This is a genomic window from Actinoplanes sp. NPDC049598, from assembly GCF_040675435.1.
In the GTDB taxonomy this organism is placed as follows: Bacteria; Actinomycetota; Actinomycetes; order Mycobacteriales; family Micromonosporaceae; genus Actinoplanes.
This window is the reverse complement of record NZ_JBFAOX010000005.1, coordinates 322,008-337,711: the sequence shown is the minus strand read 5'-3', so window position 1 is coordinate 337,711 and position 15,704 is coordinate 322,008. Positions and strand designations below refer to the sequence as shown.

Annotated in this window: 12 protein-coding genes; 9 read left to right on the top strand and 3 right to left on the bottom strand. The window is 71.8% G+C overall.

The features are described 5' to 3' along the window. The first annotated feature begins 183 nt into the window (after window positions 1–183). The 7 genes from AB0J66_RS15010 (at window position 184) to AB0J66_RS14980 (ending at window position 10,941) form a co-directional block, all read left to right on the top strand. Window positions 184–1,197 carry a methionine synthase gene (locus AB0J66_RS15010; RefSeq protein ID WP_364660024.1) on the top strand — a complete coding sequence of 338 codons (1,014 nt, stop codon included), beginning with the start codon at window positions 184–186 and terminating at the stop codon, window positions 1,195–1,197. Window positions 1,198–1,325: 128 nt separating this feature from the next. After that, complete coding sequence (gene ligA / locus AB0J66_RS15005; protein WP_364660269.1) at window positions 1,326–3,632, top strand: NAD-dependent DNA ligase LigA; 2,307 nt, start codon at window positions 1,326–1,328, stop codon at window positions 3,630–3,632. A 695-nt stretch (window positions 3,633–4,327) separates the two neighbouring features. Then, window positions 4,328–6,187 (top strand): EAL domain-containing protein, encoded by a 1,860-nt coding sequence (locus AB0J66_RS15000; protein ID WP_364660267.1) that lies wholly within the window; start codon window positions 4,328–4,330, stop codon window positions 6,185–6,187. 64 nt (window positions 6,188–6,251) lie between these two features. After that, the gene (gene gatC, locus AB0J66_RS14995; protein WP_364660022.1) at window positions 6,252–6,551 is read left to right on the top strand and encodes an Asp-tRNA(Asn)/Glu-tRNA(Gln) amidotransferase subunit GatC; all 300 of its coding nucleotides are present in this window, start codon (window positions 6,252–6,254) and stop codon (window positions 6,549–6,551) included. 2 nt (window positions 6,552–6,553) lie between these two features. Continuing rightward, window positions 6,554–8,017: an Asp-tRNA(Asn)/Glu-tRNA(Gln) amidotransferase subunit GatA gene (gatA, locus tag AB0J66_RS14990; protein ID WP_364660020.1), complete on the top strand. Its 1,464-nt coding sequence runs from the start codon at window positions 6,554–6,556 to the stop codon at window positions 8,015–8,017. A gap of 14 nt (window positions 8,018–8,031) precedes the next feature. Next, window positions 8,032–9,531 carry an Asp-tRNA(Asn)/Glu-tRNA(Gln) amidotransferase subunit GatB gene (gene gatB / locus AB0J66_RS14985; RefSeq protein ID WP_364660018.1) on the top strand — a complete coding sequence of 500 codons (1,500 nt, stop codon included), beginning with the start codon at window positions 8,032–8,034 and terminating at the stop codon, window positions 9,529–9,531. A 288-nt stretch (window positions 9,532–9,819) separates the two neighbouring features. Next, complete coding sequence (locus tag AB0J66_RS14980; RefSeq protein WP_364660016.1) at window positions 9,820–10,941, top strand: acyl-CoA dehydrogenase family protein; 1,122 nt, start codon at window positions 9,820–9,822, stop codon at window positions 10,939–10,941. A gap of 27 nt (window positions 10,942–10,968) precedes the next feature. Here the strand turns inward: AB0J66_RS14980 and AB0J66_RS14975 are convergent, their stop codons facing one another. Genes AB0J66_RS14975 through AB0J66_RS14965 form a run of 3 tightly spaced genes read right to left on the bottom strand, consistent with a single transcriptional unit; the run spans window position 10,969 to window position 14,242 of the window. Next, complete coding sequence (locus tag AB0J66_RS14975; protein WP_364660014.1) at window positions 10,969–12,591, bottom strand: metallophosphoesterase; 1,623 nt, start codon at window positions 12,589–12,591, stop codon at window positions 10,969–10,971. 46 nt (window positions 12,592–12,637) lie between these two features. After that, complete coding sequence (locus tag AB0J66_RS14970; protein ID WP_364660012.1) at window positions 12,638–13,819, bottom strand: PQQ-dependent sugar dehydrogenase; 1,182 nt, start codon at window positions 13,817–13,819, stop codon at window positions 12,638–12,640. A gap of 48 nt (window positions 13,820–13,867) precedes the next feature. After that, a complete protein-coding gene (locus AB0J66_RS14965) occupies window positions 13,868–14,242 on the bottom strand; it encodes a PH domain-containing protein (protein WP_364660010.1) in 375 nt (124 codons plus the stop codon). Window positions 14,243–14,306: 64 nt separating this feature from the next. Between AB0J66_RS14965 and AB0J66_RS14960 the strand changes: the two genes are divergently transcribed. Both AB0J66_RS14960 and AB0J66_RS14955 read left to right on the top strand, forming a co-directional pair. Beyond that, the gene (locus AB0J66_RS14960; protein WP_364660008.1) at window positions 14,307–15,368 is read left to right on the top strand and encodes an exo-alpha-sialidase; all 1,062 of its coding nucleotides are present in this window, start codon (window positions 14,307–14,309) and stop codon (window positions 15,366–15,368) included. Next, window positions 15,368–15,652 carry a MoaD/ThiS family protein gene (locus AB0J66_RS14955; protein WP_364660007.1) on the top strand — a complete coding sequence of 95 codons (285 nt, stop codon included), beginning with the start codon at window positions 15,368–15,370 and terminating at the stop codon, window positions 15,650–15,652. The genes AB0J66_RS14960 and AB0J66_RS14955 overlap by 1 nt, the downstream gene beginning before the upstream one ends. The last annotated feature ends 52 nt before the right edge of the window (window positions 15,653–15,704 follow it).

Here is a 15,704-nt window from a genome sequence, read left to right as displayed (position 1 = left end):
CGACCTCGGCCCCGACCCCCGCGGCCTCGGCCTCGACAACCCCGGCCTCTATGGCCGGTGAGCCGGTGGGGGCCTCAACATCCCCCGCTTCTCCTTCCACCGCGTCGACCTCGCTGGCGTCTGTCGCCATGGGCTCACCGGCGGCCGGTGAGCCGGTGGCCGCCGGTGTGGCTGGAGACAGTCGTGGCTGATTTTCCATGGCCGGTGGGGGCGGCTACCGGGATCGGGTCGTTGCCGGGGGCGGATATCGCCGAGGCGCAGCGGATTGTTTTCGGGGAGCTGCCTGATCTGCCGCATCTGGCTGAGCTGCCGGGGCGGGGGCCGGGGGCGGACATGATCGGGCGGAGCGCCGGGTTCCTGGTCGATCTGCCGGTGCAGCTCTACGCCGGGCGGTGGCAGGTGGCGCCGCGGGCGGGTCAGGACAACCGGCGTACGGCCGATCTGCTCGAACGCGACCTGGACCAGCTCACCGAGCAGGGGGACGGCTTCGCCGGGACCTTGAAGTTGCAGTCGGCGGGGCCGTGGACGCTGGCGGCGAGCATCGACCGGCCGATCGGCGGGCGCTTGCTGCGCGACCCCGGGGCCGTTCGGGACCTGACCGAATCGTTGGCCGAAGGCCTGCGCCGGCATGTGGACGAGGTGCGCAAGCGACTGCCGCGGGCGAGTCTGCTGCTGCAGATCGACGAGCCGTCGCTGCCGGCGGTGCTGGCCGGGCGGGTGCCGACCGAGAGCGGCTTCGGGGCGTACCGGGCGGTCGACGGGCCCGACGCGGCGACCGCGCTTCGAACGATCGTCGAGGCCGTCGGGGTGCCCGTGATCACGCATTGCTGTGCTGCGGGCGTACCGCTCGATGTTTTCCGGGACGCGAGGAGCGCGGCCGTCGCGATCGACCTGTCGCTGCTGAAAGATCTCGACCCGCTGGGGGAGGCGATCGAAGCCGGGGTTGGTCTCTTCGCCGGGGTGGTGCCGTCGGTCGCGCCCGCGGCGGCTTCCGCCGATCCGGCTGCCCCGGCCAAACGGGCGGCCGAGCGGGTCGCCACGCTGTGGAAGCGCCTCGGGTTCCCGCGGGCTCGGCTGTCGCAGCAAGTGGTGGTCACTCCGGCCTGTGGGCTTGCGGGCGCGACCGAGCCGTACGCGCGAGTGGCGCTCACCGCGAGCCGGGAGGCCGCACGGCGGCTGGCCGAGACGGAAGAGTGAGCCCGGCGCGTCGGCGGCACAAAAATGTCAGAGGTGGCGACTACCGTTCCTCCTAGAAGTCGAGCAGGGAGGTCACGGTGCCTGAGCAGGCGAGTTCCAAGAGCACGAGGGAGAGCGACGAGGCCGTCGTGGCCGGTCCCACCGCCGAGCAGGAGGCCGCCGCCGGCCAGGACCCGACGCCCGAGGCGAGCGCGCGGCATGCCGAGCTGAGCGACGAGCTGCGCGGTCATCAATATCGCTACTACGTGCTCGACTCGCCGACCATCTCCGACGCCGAGTTCGACAAGCTGCTGCGCGAGCTCGAGGCGATCGAGACCGAGTTCCCGGCGCTGCGTACGCCCGATTCCCCGACGCAGAACGTCGGCGGCACGTTCTCCACCCTCTTCACCCCGGTCGAGCATGCCGAGCGCATGCTCTCGCTCGACAACGTCTTCGACGACGACGAGCTGAACGGCTGGGTCGAGCGTACGGTGCGCGACGCCGGCGGGCCGGTCGAGTTCATCTGCGAGCTCAAGGTCGACGGCCTGGCGATCAACCTGACCTACGAGAAGGGCCGCCTGGTCCGCGGCGCCACGCGCGGCGACGGGCGTACGGGTGAGGACGTCACCTCCAACGTGCGCACCATCCGCGAGATCCCCGAGCGGCTGGCCGGTGACAACCCGCCGGAGCTGCTCGAGGTGCGCGGCGAGATCTACTTCCCGGTGTCCGCCTTCGCCGATCTCAACGCGTCGCTCGTCGAGCAGGGCAAGGCCCCGTTCGCCAACCCGCGCAACGCGGCCGCCGGCAGTCTCCGCCAGAAGGATCCGCGGGTCACCGCTTCGCGCGGTCTGCGCATGGTCGTGCACGGCATCGGCGCGCGGGAGGGCTTCACGCCGACGTCGCAGTCCCATGCGTACGAGGCTTTGAAGGCCTGGGGTCTGCCCACGAGCTCCCGCTGGAAACTGGTCGACGGGATCGACGGCATCCGGGAGTACATCGCGTATTACGGCGAGCACCGCCACGACGTCGAGCACGAGATCGACGGCGTGGTCATCAAGTGCGACCCGGTGGCCATCCAGGGCCGCCTGGGCTCGACGTCGCGCGCGCCGCGCTGGGCCATCGCCTACAAGTACCCGCCCGAGGAGGTCACCACCAAGCTCCTCGACATCGCCGTGAACGTGGGCCGCACCGGCCGGGTCACCCCGTTCGCGGTGCTCGAGCCGGTCAAGGTGGCCGGCTCCACGGTCGCCCAGGCCACCCTGCACAACGCGCGCGAGGTCGAGCGCAAGGGCGTGCTGATCGGCGACACCATCGTGCTGCGCAAGGCCGGCGATGTCATCCCCGAGGTGCTCGGCCCGGTGGTCGACCTGCGCCCCGGCGACGCGCACCCGTTCGTGATGCCGACGCACTGCCCGGCCTGCGGTACCAAGCTGGCGCCGGCCAAGGAGAGCGACATCGACATCCGGTGCCCCAACACGCGTTCCTGCCCGGCGCAGCTGCGCGAGCGCGTGTTCCACCTGGCCGGCCGCGGCGCCTTCGACATCGAGGTGCTGGGCTACAAGGCGGCCCAGGCCCTGCTCGACTCGAACGTCATCACCGATGAGGGCGACCTGTTCGCGTTGACCGAGGAACAGCTGCGCCAGTCCCCGTTCTTCGTCAACCAGGACGGCAGCCTCGGCACCAACGCCGTCAAACTCCTGGAGAACCTGGCCGGTGCCAAGGATCGTCCGCTGTGGCGCGTCCTGGTCGCCCTCTCGATCCGCCACGTCGGCCCCACCGCCGCCCAGGCCCTGGCCCGCCAGTTCGGCTCCATGGACGCCATCGAGGCCATCGTCGCCGCCCCACCCGGCAGCGCCGAGGAGGCCGCCGCTGTGGAAGCCGCTACCGAGTCGACCGGCGCGCCGGCCCTCGCCACCACTGACGCTGCCGCTTCGGAAGGCAAGGGCCTCACGGCCGGCGGCGAGGGGGAGGGCGAGGGCGACGGCGAGGCGGCCAAGAACGGCAAAGCCGGGAAAACAAAGGCCGAGCCGGACATCTTGTCCTCAGTGGAGGGAGTCGGCCCGACCATCGCCGAGAGTCTCCGCGAGTGGTTCACCGTCGACTGGCACCGCGAGATTGTCCGCAAGTGGCGCGACGCCGGCGTCCGCATGGCCGACGAGCGCGTCGACGAGGGCCCCCGGCCCCTCGAGGGTCTCACCGTTGTCGTGACCGGCACCCTGGCCACCCACTCCCGCGACCAGGCCACCGAGGCCGTCACGTCCCGCGGCGGCAAGGTGAGCGGCTCCGTCTCCAAGAAGACCGCTTTCGTCATCGTCGGCGACAACCCCGGAAGCAAGTACGACAAGGCCCTCTCCCTCAAGGTCCCCGTCCTCGACGAGAGCGGTTTCGCCGTTCTCCTCTCCGACGGCCCCGACGCCGCCCGTGAGGTGGCCGAGTTCGCCCCCGAAGCCGGCTGACACCTCAGCCGGGCCCCATGCGTCTGCGCGGGGTGCGACGAGGGTGTGGCCGGAAAAGGTGTCACTCGAACGGGGTAATTTGGGTTTATTGAACGTTTGAGGGCTTATGCCGATTTGATAACGGCAAAGCGGTTTCGCGGTGAAATGGGCATGTGGATCTATCGTGGGAACGATTGGTTGATCCACGCCATGGTGGAGGTCGCATGGACGCCGCACGCCCCCGCAACTCCACGGCGAACCGCCGCTCGGCCGAGTCCGGCCACGTCGGGAGCGAACACATGTCCGCGTCCGGATATCCGGAAAGCGATCGTCCTGTCCGCACCGAAAGGACAGGGGGGCACGTCCACGCGGAGGGCGAGCGTGCGTCCGTCCGCGCCGAGGAGGAGCCGGGGTTCGTCCACGCCGAGGAGGAGCGGGGGTTCGTCCGCGCCGAGGAGGAGCGGGGGTCAGTCCACGCCGGGACTGAACGTAAGCCCGGCGATGGTGGAAGTGAGCGCGGGTTCGGGCGCGCTGAGAGCGGCGCTGATCCCGGTGGTGGGTTCGAGGCGGGGCTCGGGGGCAAGGACGTGCGGCTTCACGGGCCCAGGCGGCGGCGGGCGCTCATCATCACCGGGGCGTGGGCTCTGGTTGCTGCGGGGCTGCTCTGGGTGGTCGACGTGGACGGGTTCGCGGGTCTGCCGGCGGCCTACTGGCTGATGGCGGGGCTGGCTGTCATGGTGGATGCGCGGCCCTACGTGGTGGCCGGGCGGCGGGCCAGTTCGGTGATTCTGCCGTCGATTTGTTTCACCTTCGCCATGGTGCTGGCCTGGGGGTTCGGGGCGGCCCTGGCCGTGCAGGTGGTCGCCGTCGCTGTGGCGGGGGTGCGGATGCGGCAACCGGTGCGGCGGACGGTTCATTTAGCGGTGCAGCATGCAGTGGCGTTGGGGGCGGCGGCCGGGATGGCGGCTGTCGTCTCGCTGCGGATCGGGCCGCGGTTCGACTGGGAGGACGCGCTGCTCACCGTGGCCGCGGCCACGGCCTGGATTGCGGGGCGCTACGGGCTGGCGGCGATCGTGGGGCGGTTCGTGGCCGAGCGGCCGGGGCGGCGGCGTGGGGTCGAGGTGCTGGCCACGGGGGCCCTGCTCCTGCTCGGGCCGGTGGTGCTGGCCACGGCTCAGGTCGGGCTGGCCTTCGTACCTCTGGTCCTGTTGGCTCTTCATGCCGTGCACCGGATGGTTCGGTCGGCGGGGGAGTTCGAGCGGGCGGCCCGGGTGGACGCGCTCACCGGGCTGCCGAATCGGCGGGCGTTGCACGCTTCGGTTCAGGCGCAGGGGCGTGGGAAGCGGCTGGCGCTTCTGCTTCTGGACCTCGACCGGTTCCGTACGGTCAATGATGCCCTGGGGCACAGCGTGGGTGACCGCCTCCTCGTCGAGGTGGCCCGGCGGCTGGCCGCCGTCGTGCCCGCCCATGATCTGGTGGTGCGGCTCGGTGGGGACGAGTTCGCGGTGCTGGCGACGCGGGTGGACGGGGCGCCCGGCGCGCGCCGCATCGCGCACCACCTGGCCGAGGCGCTGAACCGGCCGTTCACCTTCGACGGGATGCCGGTCGACGTGACCGCCTCGATCGGGATCGCGTTGCAGCGGGAGCCCGGCGGGGACGGCGCTGCCCTGCTGCGGCAGGCCGAGACCGCCATGTACGACGCGAAGCAGCGCGGGGACCAGGTCGCCGTCTACGGGCCGGACGCGGCGCACCACTCGCCGGACCGGCTGACCCTGCTGGCCGACCTGCGGCACGCGCTGCGGGAGGACGCGCCCGACGACGGGATCACGCTGTTCTACCAGCCGCAGATCGCCATCGCGACCGGTGAGGTGGTCGGGGTGGAGGCGCTGCTGCGGTGGCGGCACCCGGCGCGCGGCCTGGTCGGGGCGGAGGAGCTGATCCGGGTGGCGGAGCCCACGCCGGTGATGCGGCTGCTCACCGAGCGGGTGCTGCACGAGGTCATCGCCCAGCTCGCCCAGTGGCGCGACGAGGGGCGGCCGATCCGGGCCGCGGTCAACGTCAGCGCGCGCGACCTGCACGTCATGGACATCGCCGACCGGGTCGAGGATCTGCTGCGGGAGTACGCCGTACCGGCCGACCTTCTGCAGTTGGAGATCACGGAGAGCGCGTTGATGGCCGACCCGCACCGCGTCCTCAACACGATCACCCGGCTGGACCGGATGGGGATCGCCATCTCGCTCGACGACTTCGGCACCGGTTATTCGAGCCTGCAGCACCTGCGCCGGCTGCCGCTGGCCGAGGTGAAGATCGACCGGTCGTTCGTGCTGGGCATGGCCACCGACCGGGGTGACGCCGCCATCGTCCGCTCGGTGATCGACCTGGCCGAGGCGCTGGGGCTGCGGGCCGTCGCCGAAGGGGTCGAGGACGAGCGCACCTGGCGGCTGCTGGCCGAGGCCGGCTGTCACGCGGCCCAGGGCTGGTTCCACGCCCGCCCGATGCCCGCCGCCGAGCTGGGCCTCTGGCTGTCCCGGTACCGCCCGGTGCGGCTGCCACCGGCGTCTCTGCCCCGGCCGTAGAAGAACCCGCCGGGCGAAATAGACTTCACCGGTCAGCGTCGCATTCGAGGAAAGTAGGGGCAGGATGGCCGCCATCTCCCGCGAAGAGGTCGCGCATCTCGCGCGCCTGTCGCGGCTCGCCGTGACCGAGGAGGAGCTGGACCGGTTCGCGGGGCAGCTCGACGTGATCCTCCAGTCCGTCGCGCGCATCGGTGACGTGGCCGCGGATGACATCCCGCCCACCTCCCACTCCGTGCCGCTGACGAACGTGTACCGCGACGACGTCCCGACGCCGTGCCTGACGCAGGAGGAGGCGCTCTCCGGCGCCCCCGACCCGTACGAGGGCCGTTTCCGGGTGCCGCGGATCCTGGACGAGGAGGACTGACCGTGACCGACTTGATCAAGATGTCGGCGGCCGCCCTCGCCGCCAAGATTGCTTCCAAAGAGGTCTCGGCCGTCGAGGTGGCGCAGGCGCACCTCGAGCGCATCGACGCCGTCGACGAGAGCGTGCACGCGTTCCTGCACGTCGACCGTGAGGGCGCGCTGGCCCAGGCGCAGAGGGTCGACCGGGGCGAGATCACCGGCCCGCTGGCCGGGGTGCCGGTCGCGGTCAAGGACGTGATCGCCACCAAGGGCGTGCCGACCACGGCCGCCTCGAAGATCCTCGAGGGCTGGCGCCCGCCGTACGACGCGACGCTCGTGGAGCGGCTGCGCGCGGCCGGCACGGTGATGCTCGGCAAGACCAACATGGACGAGTTCGCCATGGGCTCGTCGACGGAATACTCCGCGTACGGCCCCACGAACAACCCCTGGGACCTGGGGCGCATCCCCGGTGGCTCGGGCGGCGGCAGCGCGGCGGCCATCGCCGCCTACGAGGCCCCGCTGGCCATCGGCACGGACACCGGCGGCTCGATCCGCCAGCCGGGCGCGGTCACCGGCACGGTCGGGGCCAAGCCGACGTACGGCGGCACCTCGCGCTACGGCCTCATCGCGTTCTCCTCGTCGCTCGACACGCCGGGCCCCTGCGCCCGCAACGTCGAGGACGCGGCCCTGCTCCACTCGGTGATCGCCGGCCACGACCCGCGCGACTCCACCTCGATCCCGCAGCCGGTGCCGGACGTGGTCGGCGCGGCCCGCCGCGGCGCCTCGGGCGACCTCGCCGGGGTCAAGCTGGGCCTGGTCAAGGAGTTCGCCGGCGACGGCTCGGAGCCGGGCGTGCTGGCCGCGTTCCACGAGTCGCTCGAAGCCCTGGTCAAGCTGGGGGCCGAGGTCGTCGAGGTCTCCTGCCCGCACTTCCAGTACGCACTGCCGGCCTACTACCTGATCGCCCCGAGCGAGGCGTCGTCCAACCTGGCCCGCTTCGACGGCGTCCGGTACGGCCTGCGCGTCGGCGACGACGGCAACCGCTCGCTCGAGGAGGTCATGTCGCTGACCCGCGAGGCCGGCTTCGGCCCCGAGGTGAAGCGGCGGATCATCCTGGGCACCTACGCGCTGTCGTCCGGCTACTACGACGCGTACTACGGTCAGGCCCAGAAGGTCCGCACCCTGATCACCCGGGACTTCCAGTCGGCCTTCGAGCGGGTCGACGTGCTGGTCTCGCCGACCACGCCGTTCGTCGCGTTCCCGTTCGGCTCGCGCACCAGCGACCCGTACCAGATGTACCTGGCCGACCTGTTCACCATCCCGACCAACCTCTACGGCGGCCCGGCCATCTCGGTGCCGTGCGGCCTCTCCGAGGGACTCCCGGTCGGCTTCCAGGTGATGGCCCCGACCATGGCCGACGACCGCATGTACCGGGTCGCCGCCGCCCTGGAGTCGGCCGTCGGCACCCTCACCCCGCCCGCGCTGTAGTTGGGAGCTCACGAATGACCACCACCGTGCTGCCCTCATACGAGGACGCCCTGTCCCGCTACGAGCCGGTCATCGGCCTCGAGACCCACGTCGAGCTGGGCACGGCCACCAAGATGTTCTGCGGCTGCCGCACCGACTTCGGCGCCGAGCCCAACACCCAGGTCTGCCCGGTCTGCCTGGCCCTGCCGGGCGCGCTGCCGGTGGCCAACCGGGCCGGCATCGAGGCCACCATCCGGATCGGCCTGGCCCTCAACTGCGACATCGCCACCTGGTGCCGCATGGCGCGGAAGAACTACTTCTACCCCGACATGCCGAAGAACTTCCAGACCTCGCAGTACGACGAGCCGCTGTGCACCGACGGCTACGTCGACGTCGAGGTCGAGGGCACGTCGTACCGGATCGGCATCGAGCGGGTGCACCTCGAGGAGGACACCGGCAAGACGCTGCACGTGGGCGGCGCGACCGGGCGCATCCACGGCGCCACCGAGTCGCTGGTCGACTACAACCGGGCCGGCATCCCCCTGGTCGAGATCGTCACCAAGCCGGTGCCCGGCCTGGGCGCGCTGGCCCCCGAGGTCGCCAAGGCGTACGTGGCCGAGCTGCGCGACATCATCCGCTCGCTGGGCGTCTCCGACGTGCGCATGGAGCAGGGCTCGCTGCGCTGCGACGTCAACACGTCGCTCAACAAGCCGGGCGAGGAGTGGGGCACCCGCACCGAGACCAAGAACGTCAACTCGTTGCGGTCGGTCGAGCGGGCCGTCCGCTCCGAGATCATCCGGCAGTCCGCCCTGCTCGACGAGGGCACCCGGATCTTCCAGGAGACCCGGCACTTCCAGGAGAGCACCGGCGACACCCGGCCCGGCCGCTCCAAGGAGACGGCGACCGACTACCGCTACTTCCCCGAGCCCGACCTGGTGCCGATCGTGCCCGACCCGGCCTGGGTGGCCGAGCTCAAGGCCGCGCTGCCGGAGAAGCCGAGCACCAAGCGGGCCCGGCTGCGTGAGGAGTGGAGCATCAGCGCGATCGACATGGAGTCCGTGGCCAACGCGGGCGCCGTCGACCTGATCGAGCAGACCATCGCCGCCGGCTCGTCCCCCGCGGGCGCCCGCAAGTGGTGGATGGGCGAGCTGGCCCGCCGCGCCAACGAGACCGGCGTCGAGCTGGCCGACGTCGGCGCCACCCCGGCCCAGGTGGCGGCCCTGCAGAAGCTGGTCGACGAGGGCAAGCTGAACGACAAGCTGGCCCGCCAGGTGCTCGAGGGCGTCGTGGCCGGCGAGGGCGACCCCGCCGCCGTCATGTCCGCCCGCGGCCTCGGGGTCGTCTCCGACACGGGCGCCCTCACCGCCGCTGTCGACGAGGCCATCGCCGCCAACCCCGACATCGCCACCAAGATCCGCGACGGCAAGGTCGCGGCGGCCGGCGCCCTGGTCGGCGCGGTCATGAAGACCACGCGAGGCCAGGCCGACGCCAAGTCCGTCCGCGAGCTGATCCTGCAGCGCCTCGGCGTCGCATAAGAGCCAAGCGGAAGTACGCTTCGTCGAAAAGCGCCCGGGCCGACCAGCCCGGGCGCTGCCGTCCCGGCCCCTCTGCCGCGGCTTCCGGGCTGTCCTGCAACGAAGCCTTCAAAAGCCCGCGCGGCCGGAGCATCATTTTGCGCCGGTCCTGCTCCCAGCAAGCGTCGCGCAGCAGCCCGCTGGCGGCCTGTGGTGCGGCTCACCGACTCGGCAACGCACTCCTCGGCCCTCCGGTGCATCTCGATCGGGGAACGTGCCCGGACCCCGGGCCGGCGATAGGGAGTGAACATGACCACCGTGCAAGAGGTGCCGGAGCTGCTGCGGCCGGCGATCGAGAAGTACCGAGACGAGGCCGAGGCGCTCGGCCGTCTGCCCGAGGAGCTTGTCCGCGAGCTCGTCGCCCACGGCGCCTTCCGCCTCTCCACGCCGCGGGACTTCGGCGGCTTCGAGGCCTCCACGGCCGAGGTCCTCGACGTGCTGAGCAGGGTCGCACGCATCGACGGGCCTACCGCCTGGATCCTGTGGAACATGAACCTGGGGTTCATCTCCGGCTTGCTCGCCGAGTCCCGGGCCCGCGAGGTGTGGGCGCCGGGCCGTGACCCGCTGATCGCCCACTCCGGCAAGCCCGGCCGATTGGTCGCCGCGGACGGCGGCTTCACGCTGAGCGGCCGCTGGCAGATCGTCAGTGGCGCCCACCTGGCGGAGCGGTTTCTGCTCGCCGGAGTGCTGACCGATCCGGCCGACCCGGGGCGGGACGCCGGCCGGTACTTCTGCTTGGTCCCACGGTCGTCGGTGACGGTCCTGGACACCTGGGACGTCGTCGGAATGCGGTCGTCGGACAGTAACGCGGTCGTCGCCGAGGAGGTGTTCGTGCCGCAGGACAGTATCTTCTCCTTCTCCACCCCGAACCGGTTCGCGGACCGGCCCGCCTACCGCCTGCCGACGGTGCACCTGCTCTACCCCGGCGGCGCGGCGGTCCTGATCGGCATGGCGCAAGGCGCCGTCGACGAGCTGGCGGCCCTGGCCAAGACCAAGACCACCATGTCCGGAGGGACCCTGGCCGCCACGGAGGCCGTCCAGGATGCGCTCGGCCGCGCCACCGTCCAGGTCGCCGCTGCTCGGGGCCTGCTGATGGCCGCTGTCACCGAGCTGGCCTCGTCGACCGAGCCCACCGATGAGCAGAGGGCGGCCCTTCGTGGCTCCATCGCCCACGTCGCCGAGACGGCCCGCACGGTGCTGACCGCGATGTACACCGCCGGCGGCTCGAACCCGCTGTACACCCCGAGCCGCCTGGGCCGTATCTTCCGTGACGGCATGGCGGCCGCCCAATCCGCCAACCTGTCGGCCGCTCAGTTCGCGTTGCGCGGCCGAATTCTGCTCGGCGAACCCGCGGGGGTGCCGTTCATCTGAAACAGGAGAACCTGAGCGGCTGATCCGTCAGCGCTGCGGGACCACCGAGGCCGAGGGAGTGGGCGATTCGGGTTCGGCGCCGATGACGTTGCGCTGCATCTCCACGTTGGATTCGCCGGTGCCGCCCAGCGAGATGTCGTCGTACGCCTTGAGCTGGTGGTTCTCGTCGAAGTAGAGGACCGACAGGCTGAGCGGGGTCGGCTCCTCCTTCTCCAGGCCGCGCAGGCCGGCGCCGCCGGTGGAGCCCTCGACCATCAGGCGGGTGGCGATCGGCGCCTGGGCGGCGGCCCCGGCCGACGGCGACGGGGTGGGCGAGGCCGAGGCGGCCGGGTCGGCGGCCGGCGCCGGTAGCAGGCTGACCTCGCGCTGGTGCTTGTGGCCGGCGAGGACCAGGGGGACCACGCCGGACAGCGGCGGCGCCATGGCCGGGTCGTGCACCAGGGCCACGTCGACGGGCTTGCCGGCCGTACGGATCGTCTCGGCCAGCTGGCTGCCGGAGCGCAGCAGCGGCGACTCGGCCGCGGTGTCCTGGGCGGCGGGGGTCTCGCTCTTGTCCGGGGTGAACTCCGGGTCGCCGATGCCGGCGATGGTCAGCCCGTCCACGGTGGTGATCTGGTTGTCCAGCACGACCGCGTTGTCCTGGCGCTTCACCGCGGCCTGGATGGCGGCCGAGTCGTGGTTGCCGCGGACCCAGATGTACGGGACGCCGACCGACGGGATCGACGCCGCGTAGCCCGTCTCGGCGCTGCTGCCCCAGTCGACCAGGTCGCCGGTGTCCACCACGGCGTCGATCTCGAAGGTCTGCACCACCGTGCGGATCAGGCCCCACGACGACGGGTTCAGGTGCAGGTCGGAGACGTGCAGGATGCGCGTGGTGTTGCCCTCCGGCTCGTACACGGGCAGGGCCGAGACCGTGGTGTAGAGGCGGCTGACGTTGCTGACGATCTGCTGGAGCTGGTCCGCGTACTTGCCGTAGTTGTCGGCGATCCGCCGCGCGTCACCGACCACCGCGGGCGCGTTGACGAGCAGGCCCTCGTAGCGGGGCTCGGCGATCGAGTCGGGCCGTAGCGTGCCCGCGGCCAGGCCGAGGCTGCCCCCGGTGACGACCAGGGCGGTCACGCCGGCCGCGGCCACCCGCCGGACGCTGCGGAAGATCAGGGCGGACAGGAGCAGGGCGGCCAGGATCGAGATGCCGAGCGTGCGCACGCCGAGCCGGATCACACCGGTGCGGACGTCGTCGACCGCGTTCGTGCCGGCCGAGCTGAGCGCCGTCGGGTCGTCGATCAGCGCCTCGGTGCGGCTCTGGTCGAGCGAGGCCAGGTTGACCTTGAGGTGGATCGGGCCGTCGTGGCTGTCCAGGTGCAGCGAGCCGAGCGGCGGCAGGTCGACCTCGGTGCCGCCGAGCAGGGACGGGCTGATCGACATCTCGGCCCGGAACGGGCCGACGTTGAGGTCGGCGTGCGCGAACAGCATCGTGCCGATCACCACGCCGCCGACGCTGACCAGGGCGATGGCGGCGGCTGTACGCACCCGGCGGGTCCACTGGTTGCGGTGCACCCGGCCGGTGACCCGGGCGGTCGTACGCGCGTATCGCTGCACTGCTGCCCACAGGCGGCGCCACGTCGCCGCCGAGGCCGTCTGCTCGGTCATCGTCGGCTCCCTGCCCCCACCCGCTTCCCGTCAAACCGTGCCATGGTCAACTGCGCCCGGCGCCACCATCGGAGAAGACCAGCCGAATGATGCGGTCGTCGTCGGTGGCCGGGTTGCCGTCGTCCTCCCGGTTGGACGTGCTCACCCAAAGCGAGCCGTCGGGGGCGGTCACGATGCCCCGCAGCCGGCCGTACTCGCCGGTGAGCACCGCCTGCGGGGTGCCCAGGACCGTGCCGTTGCCGGTGACGGTGAGCAGGTAGACGCGCTGGCCGAGCAGGCAGGCGGTGGCCACGGTCTGCTCGAGGGCGGCCACGCCGGAGCACGACGAGTCGGCGATCGGCCAGCTGAACATCGGGTTGGTCAGTTTCGGGTCGCTGCCGGGGCCGTCGGCTTTGGGCCAGCCGTAGTTCTTGCCCTTGGCGATCACGTTGAGCTCGCCGGACTTCTTCTGGCCGGTCTCCGTCGCGTACATCCGCTTGGTCTTGTCCCAGGTGAGGCCCTGGACGTTGTGGTGACCGGAGGACCAGACGAGGGAGGTCTTGACCGGGTTGCCGGGCGCCGGCTTGCCGGCCGTGGTCATCCGCAGGATCTTGCCGGCCAGGCTTTTCGGGTTCGCGGCGAGCGTACCGGTGGGGGTGCCGTCGCCCGTGCCCGCGTAGAGGAAGCCGTCGGGGCCGAAGGCCAGGGCCCCGCCGTTGGCCGAGGCCGAGCGGGGGATGCCGGTGAGGATGGGCTGGAGCTTGCCGCCGAGGGTGAGCTTGCCGACGCGGTTGTCCTTGGCCGTGGAGTAGTAGACGTAGACGGTCTTGTCGGTCTCGTATTTCGGCGAGACCGCGATGCCGAGCAGGCCGCCGTCGCCGGACGCCTGCACCTCACTCAGCCGCTGGGCCTCGGTGATGGTCAGACCGTCCGCGTTCGACTCCGGGCCGACCTTGAGGATGCGGCCGGTGTCGCGCTCGGTGACCAGCGCCGTGCCGTCGGGCAGGAACGCCATGCCCCACGGGATGTCGAGCGCCTTGGCCAGCACGGTGACGGCGACCTCCTGGCTGCCGCCGCCGGGGTCGCCGCTGCTGTCGCCGGACGGCTCGATCGCCGAGGGTTTGGGCAGGTTGGGCGGGGCGCCCTGCTGGTCGGGATCGGGCGGCCCGAAGCTGCACGCCGCGGTCAGCGCGAGCACGGCGGCCAGCGCCGCGGCGACGGCCCGGCCTCGGCGGGAACGCACGATCACTCGACCTCCTCGATCTCGACGCACCCCAGGGTAGCGGCGGAACCTGAGTCAGTCGGCGTCCTTGATCTCCTGCCCGCCGGCTTCGAGCACGCGGGGCAGGTTTTCCGTGGTCACGGCGGTCAGCTTGATCACGTTGCCGTTGTCGAGCAGGGCCGAGACCTGGCCCCGCGCGTCCGGGGCGAGCTCGGTGACCCGCGGCCACGGCACCCGGGTGCTGCCGACCAGCGCCTTGACGCGCAGCTCGTCGGCATAGACGTCGGTGCCGGCGCGCCAGGCCCAGACGAAGAAGACGATCGGGATGAGCAGGACCGGGGTGAGCTCCCACCGGGCGCCGGCGAACGGGATGGCGCCGAGGAAGGCCAGACCGGCCGCGACCAGCAGGGCACCGGTCTTGCGGACGCGCAGAAGGGGCTTGGAACTCACCCGTCCAGTGTCCCACCCGCGTTGTCCGCTGTTTCTGTCGGACCCGGGGCGGATACTCGGGGCCATGACAACGCTGCTCGCGATCGGAACGCAGAAGGGGCTGTTCCTGGCCACCAGCGACGACGACCGCCGGACCTGGCAGGTGGGTCCGGCCCAGTTCTCCGGCACGGCGATCTACACGGTCGGCGTGGACACCAATGGCTCCCGGCTCTACGCAGCCGTGGACAACTCGCATTTCGGGCCGAGCATGGCCGTGAGCGACGACCTGGGGCGCTCCTGGGACGAAGTGCCGATCGCCTTCCCCACCGATGCCGGCGCGTCGGTCGAGCGGATCTGGCAGATCGTCCCCGCCGGCCCGGACGTGATCTATGCCGGCTCCCAGCCGTCCGCGCTTTTCCGCTCGACCGACGGTGGCCGCTCGTTCGAGCTGGTCCGCGGCCTGTGGGACCACCCGCACCGGCCGGAGTGGGGCGCCGGCTTCGGCGGCCAGGCCGTCCACACGATCCTGCCCCACCCGACCGACCCGCTGAGCCTGCTCGTGGCCATGTCGACCGGCGGCGTCTACCGCTCCACCGACGGCGGCGAGAGCTGGGCTCCGGCCAACAAGGGCATCAAGGCGTACTTCATGCCCGACCCGTGGCCCGAGTTCGGCCAGTGCGTCCACCGGGTGGCCCGCGACGCCGCCGACCCCGACCGGCTCTATGCGCAGAACCACCACGGCGTCTACCGCTCGGCCGACGGCGGCGACTCCTGGCAGTCGATCGCCGGCACGCTGCCCAGCGACTTCGGCTTCCCGATGGTCGCCCACCCGGCCCGCCCCGGCGTGATCTGGAACTTCCCGCTGATCGCCGACTCCCAGCGGCACCCCGCCGACCTGCGCTGCCGCGTCTTCCGCTCGACCGACGCCGGTGAGAAGTGGGAGCCGCTGGCGGCCGGCCTGCCGGACGGGCCTTATTACCCGGTCGTGCTGCGCGACGCCATGTGCGCCGACGACGGCAGCCCGGCCGGCGTCTATTTCGGCACCCGGGCCGGTGAGGTCTTCGCGACCCGCGACGAGGGCGACACGTGGACGACGGTGGCCACGCATCTGCCCGACGTGCTCTCGGTGCGGGCGGTGTCGGTCTGATGCCGACCTTGCTGGTGCCGGGCGTGCTGCGGGCCGAGGCGGGCGGCGAGCGCCGACTGGAGATCACCGCGTCCGGGACGCTGGCCGCCGTGCTGGCCGAGGTCGGCGAGCGCTGGCCCCAGCTGGCCCGGCGCATCCGCGACGAGCAGGGCGCGGTCCGGCGCTATGTCAACGTCTACGTCGACGGCGAGGACAGCCGGCGTGGGGCCGGTCTGGACACGCCGGTCGCCGACGGCTCCGAGATCCAGGTGCTGCCGTCGGTGGCCGGCGGGTGCGGTCCATAGCGGACGACCGTAACCTGTTCGAGGGACGTGTCGTTTTCTCTACAGCGCCTGT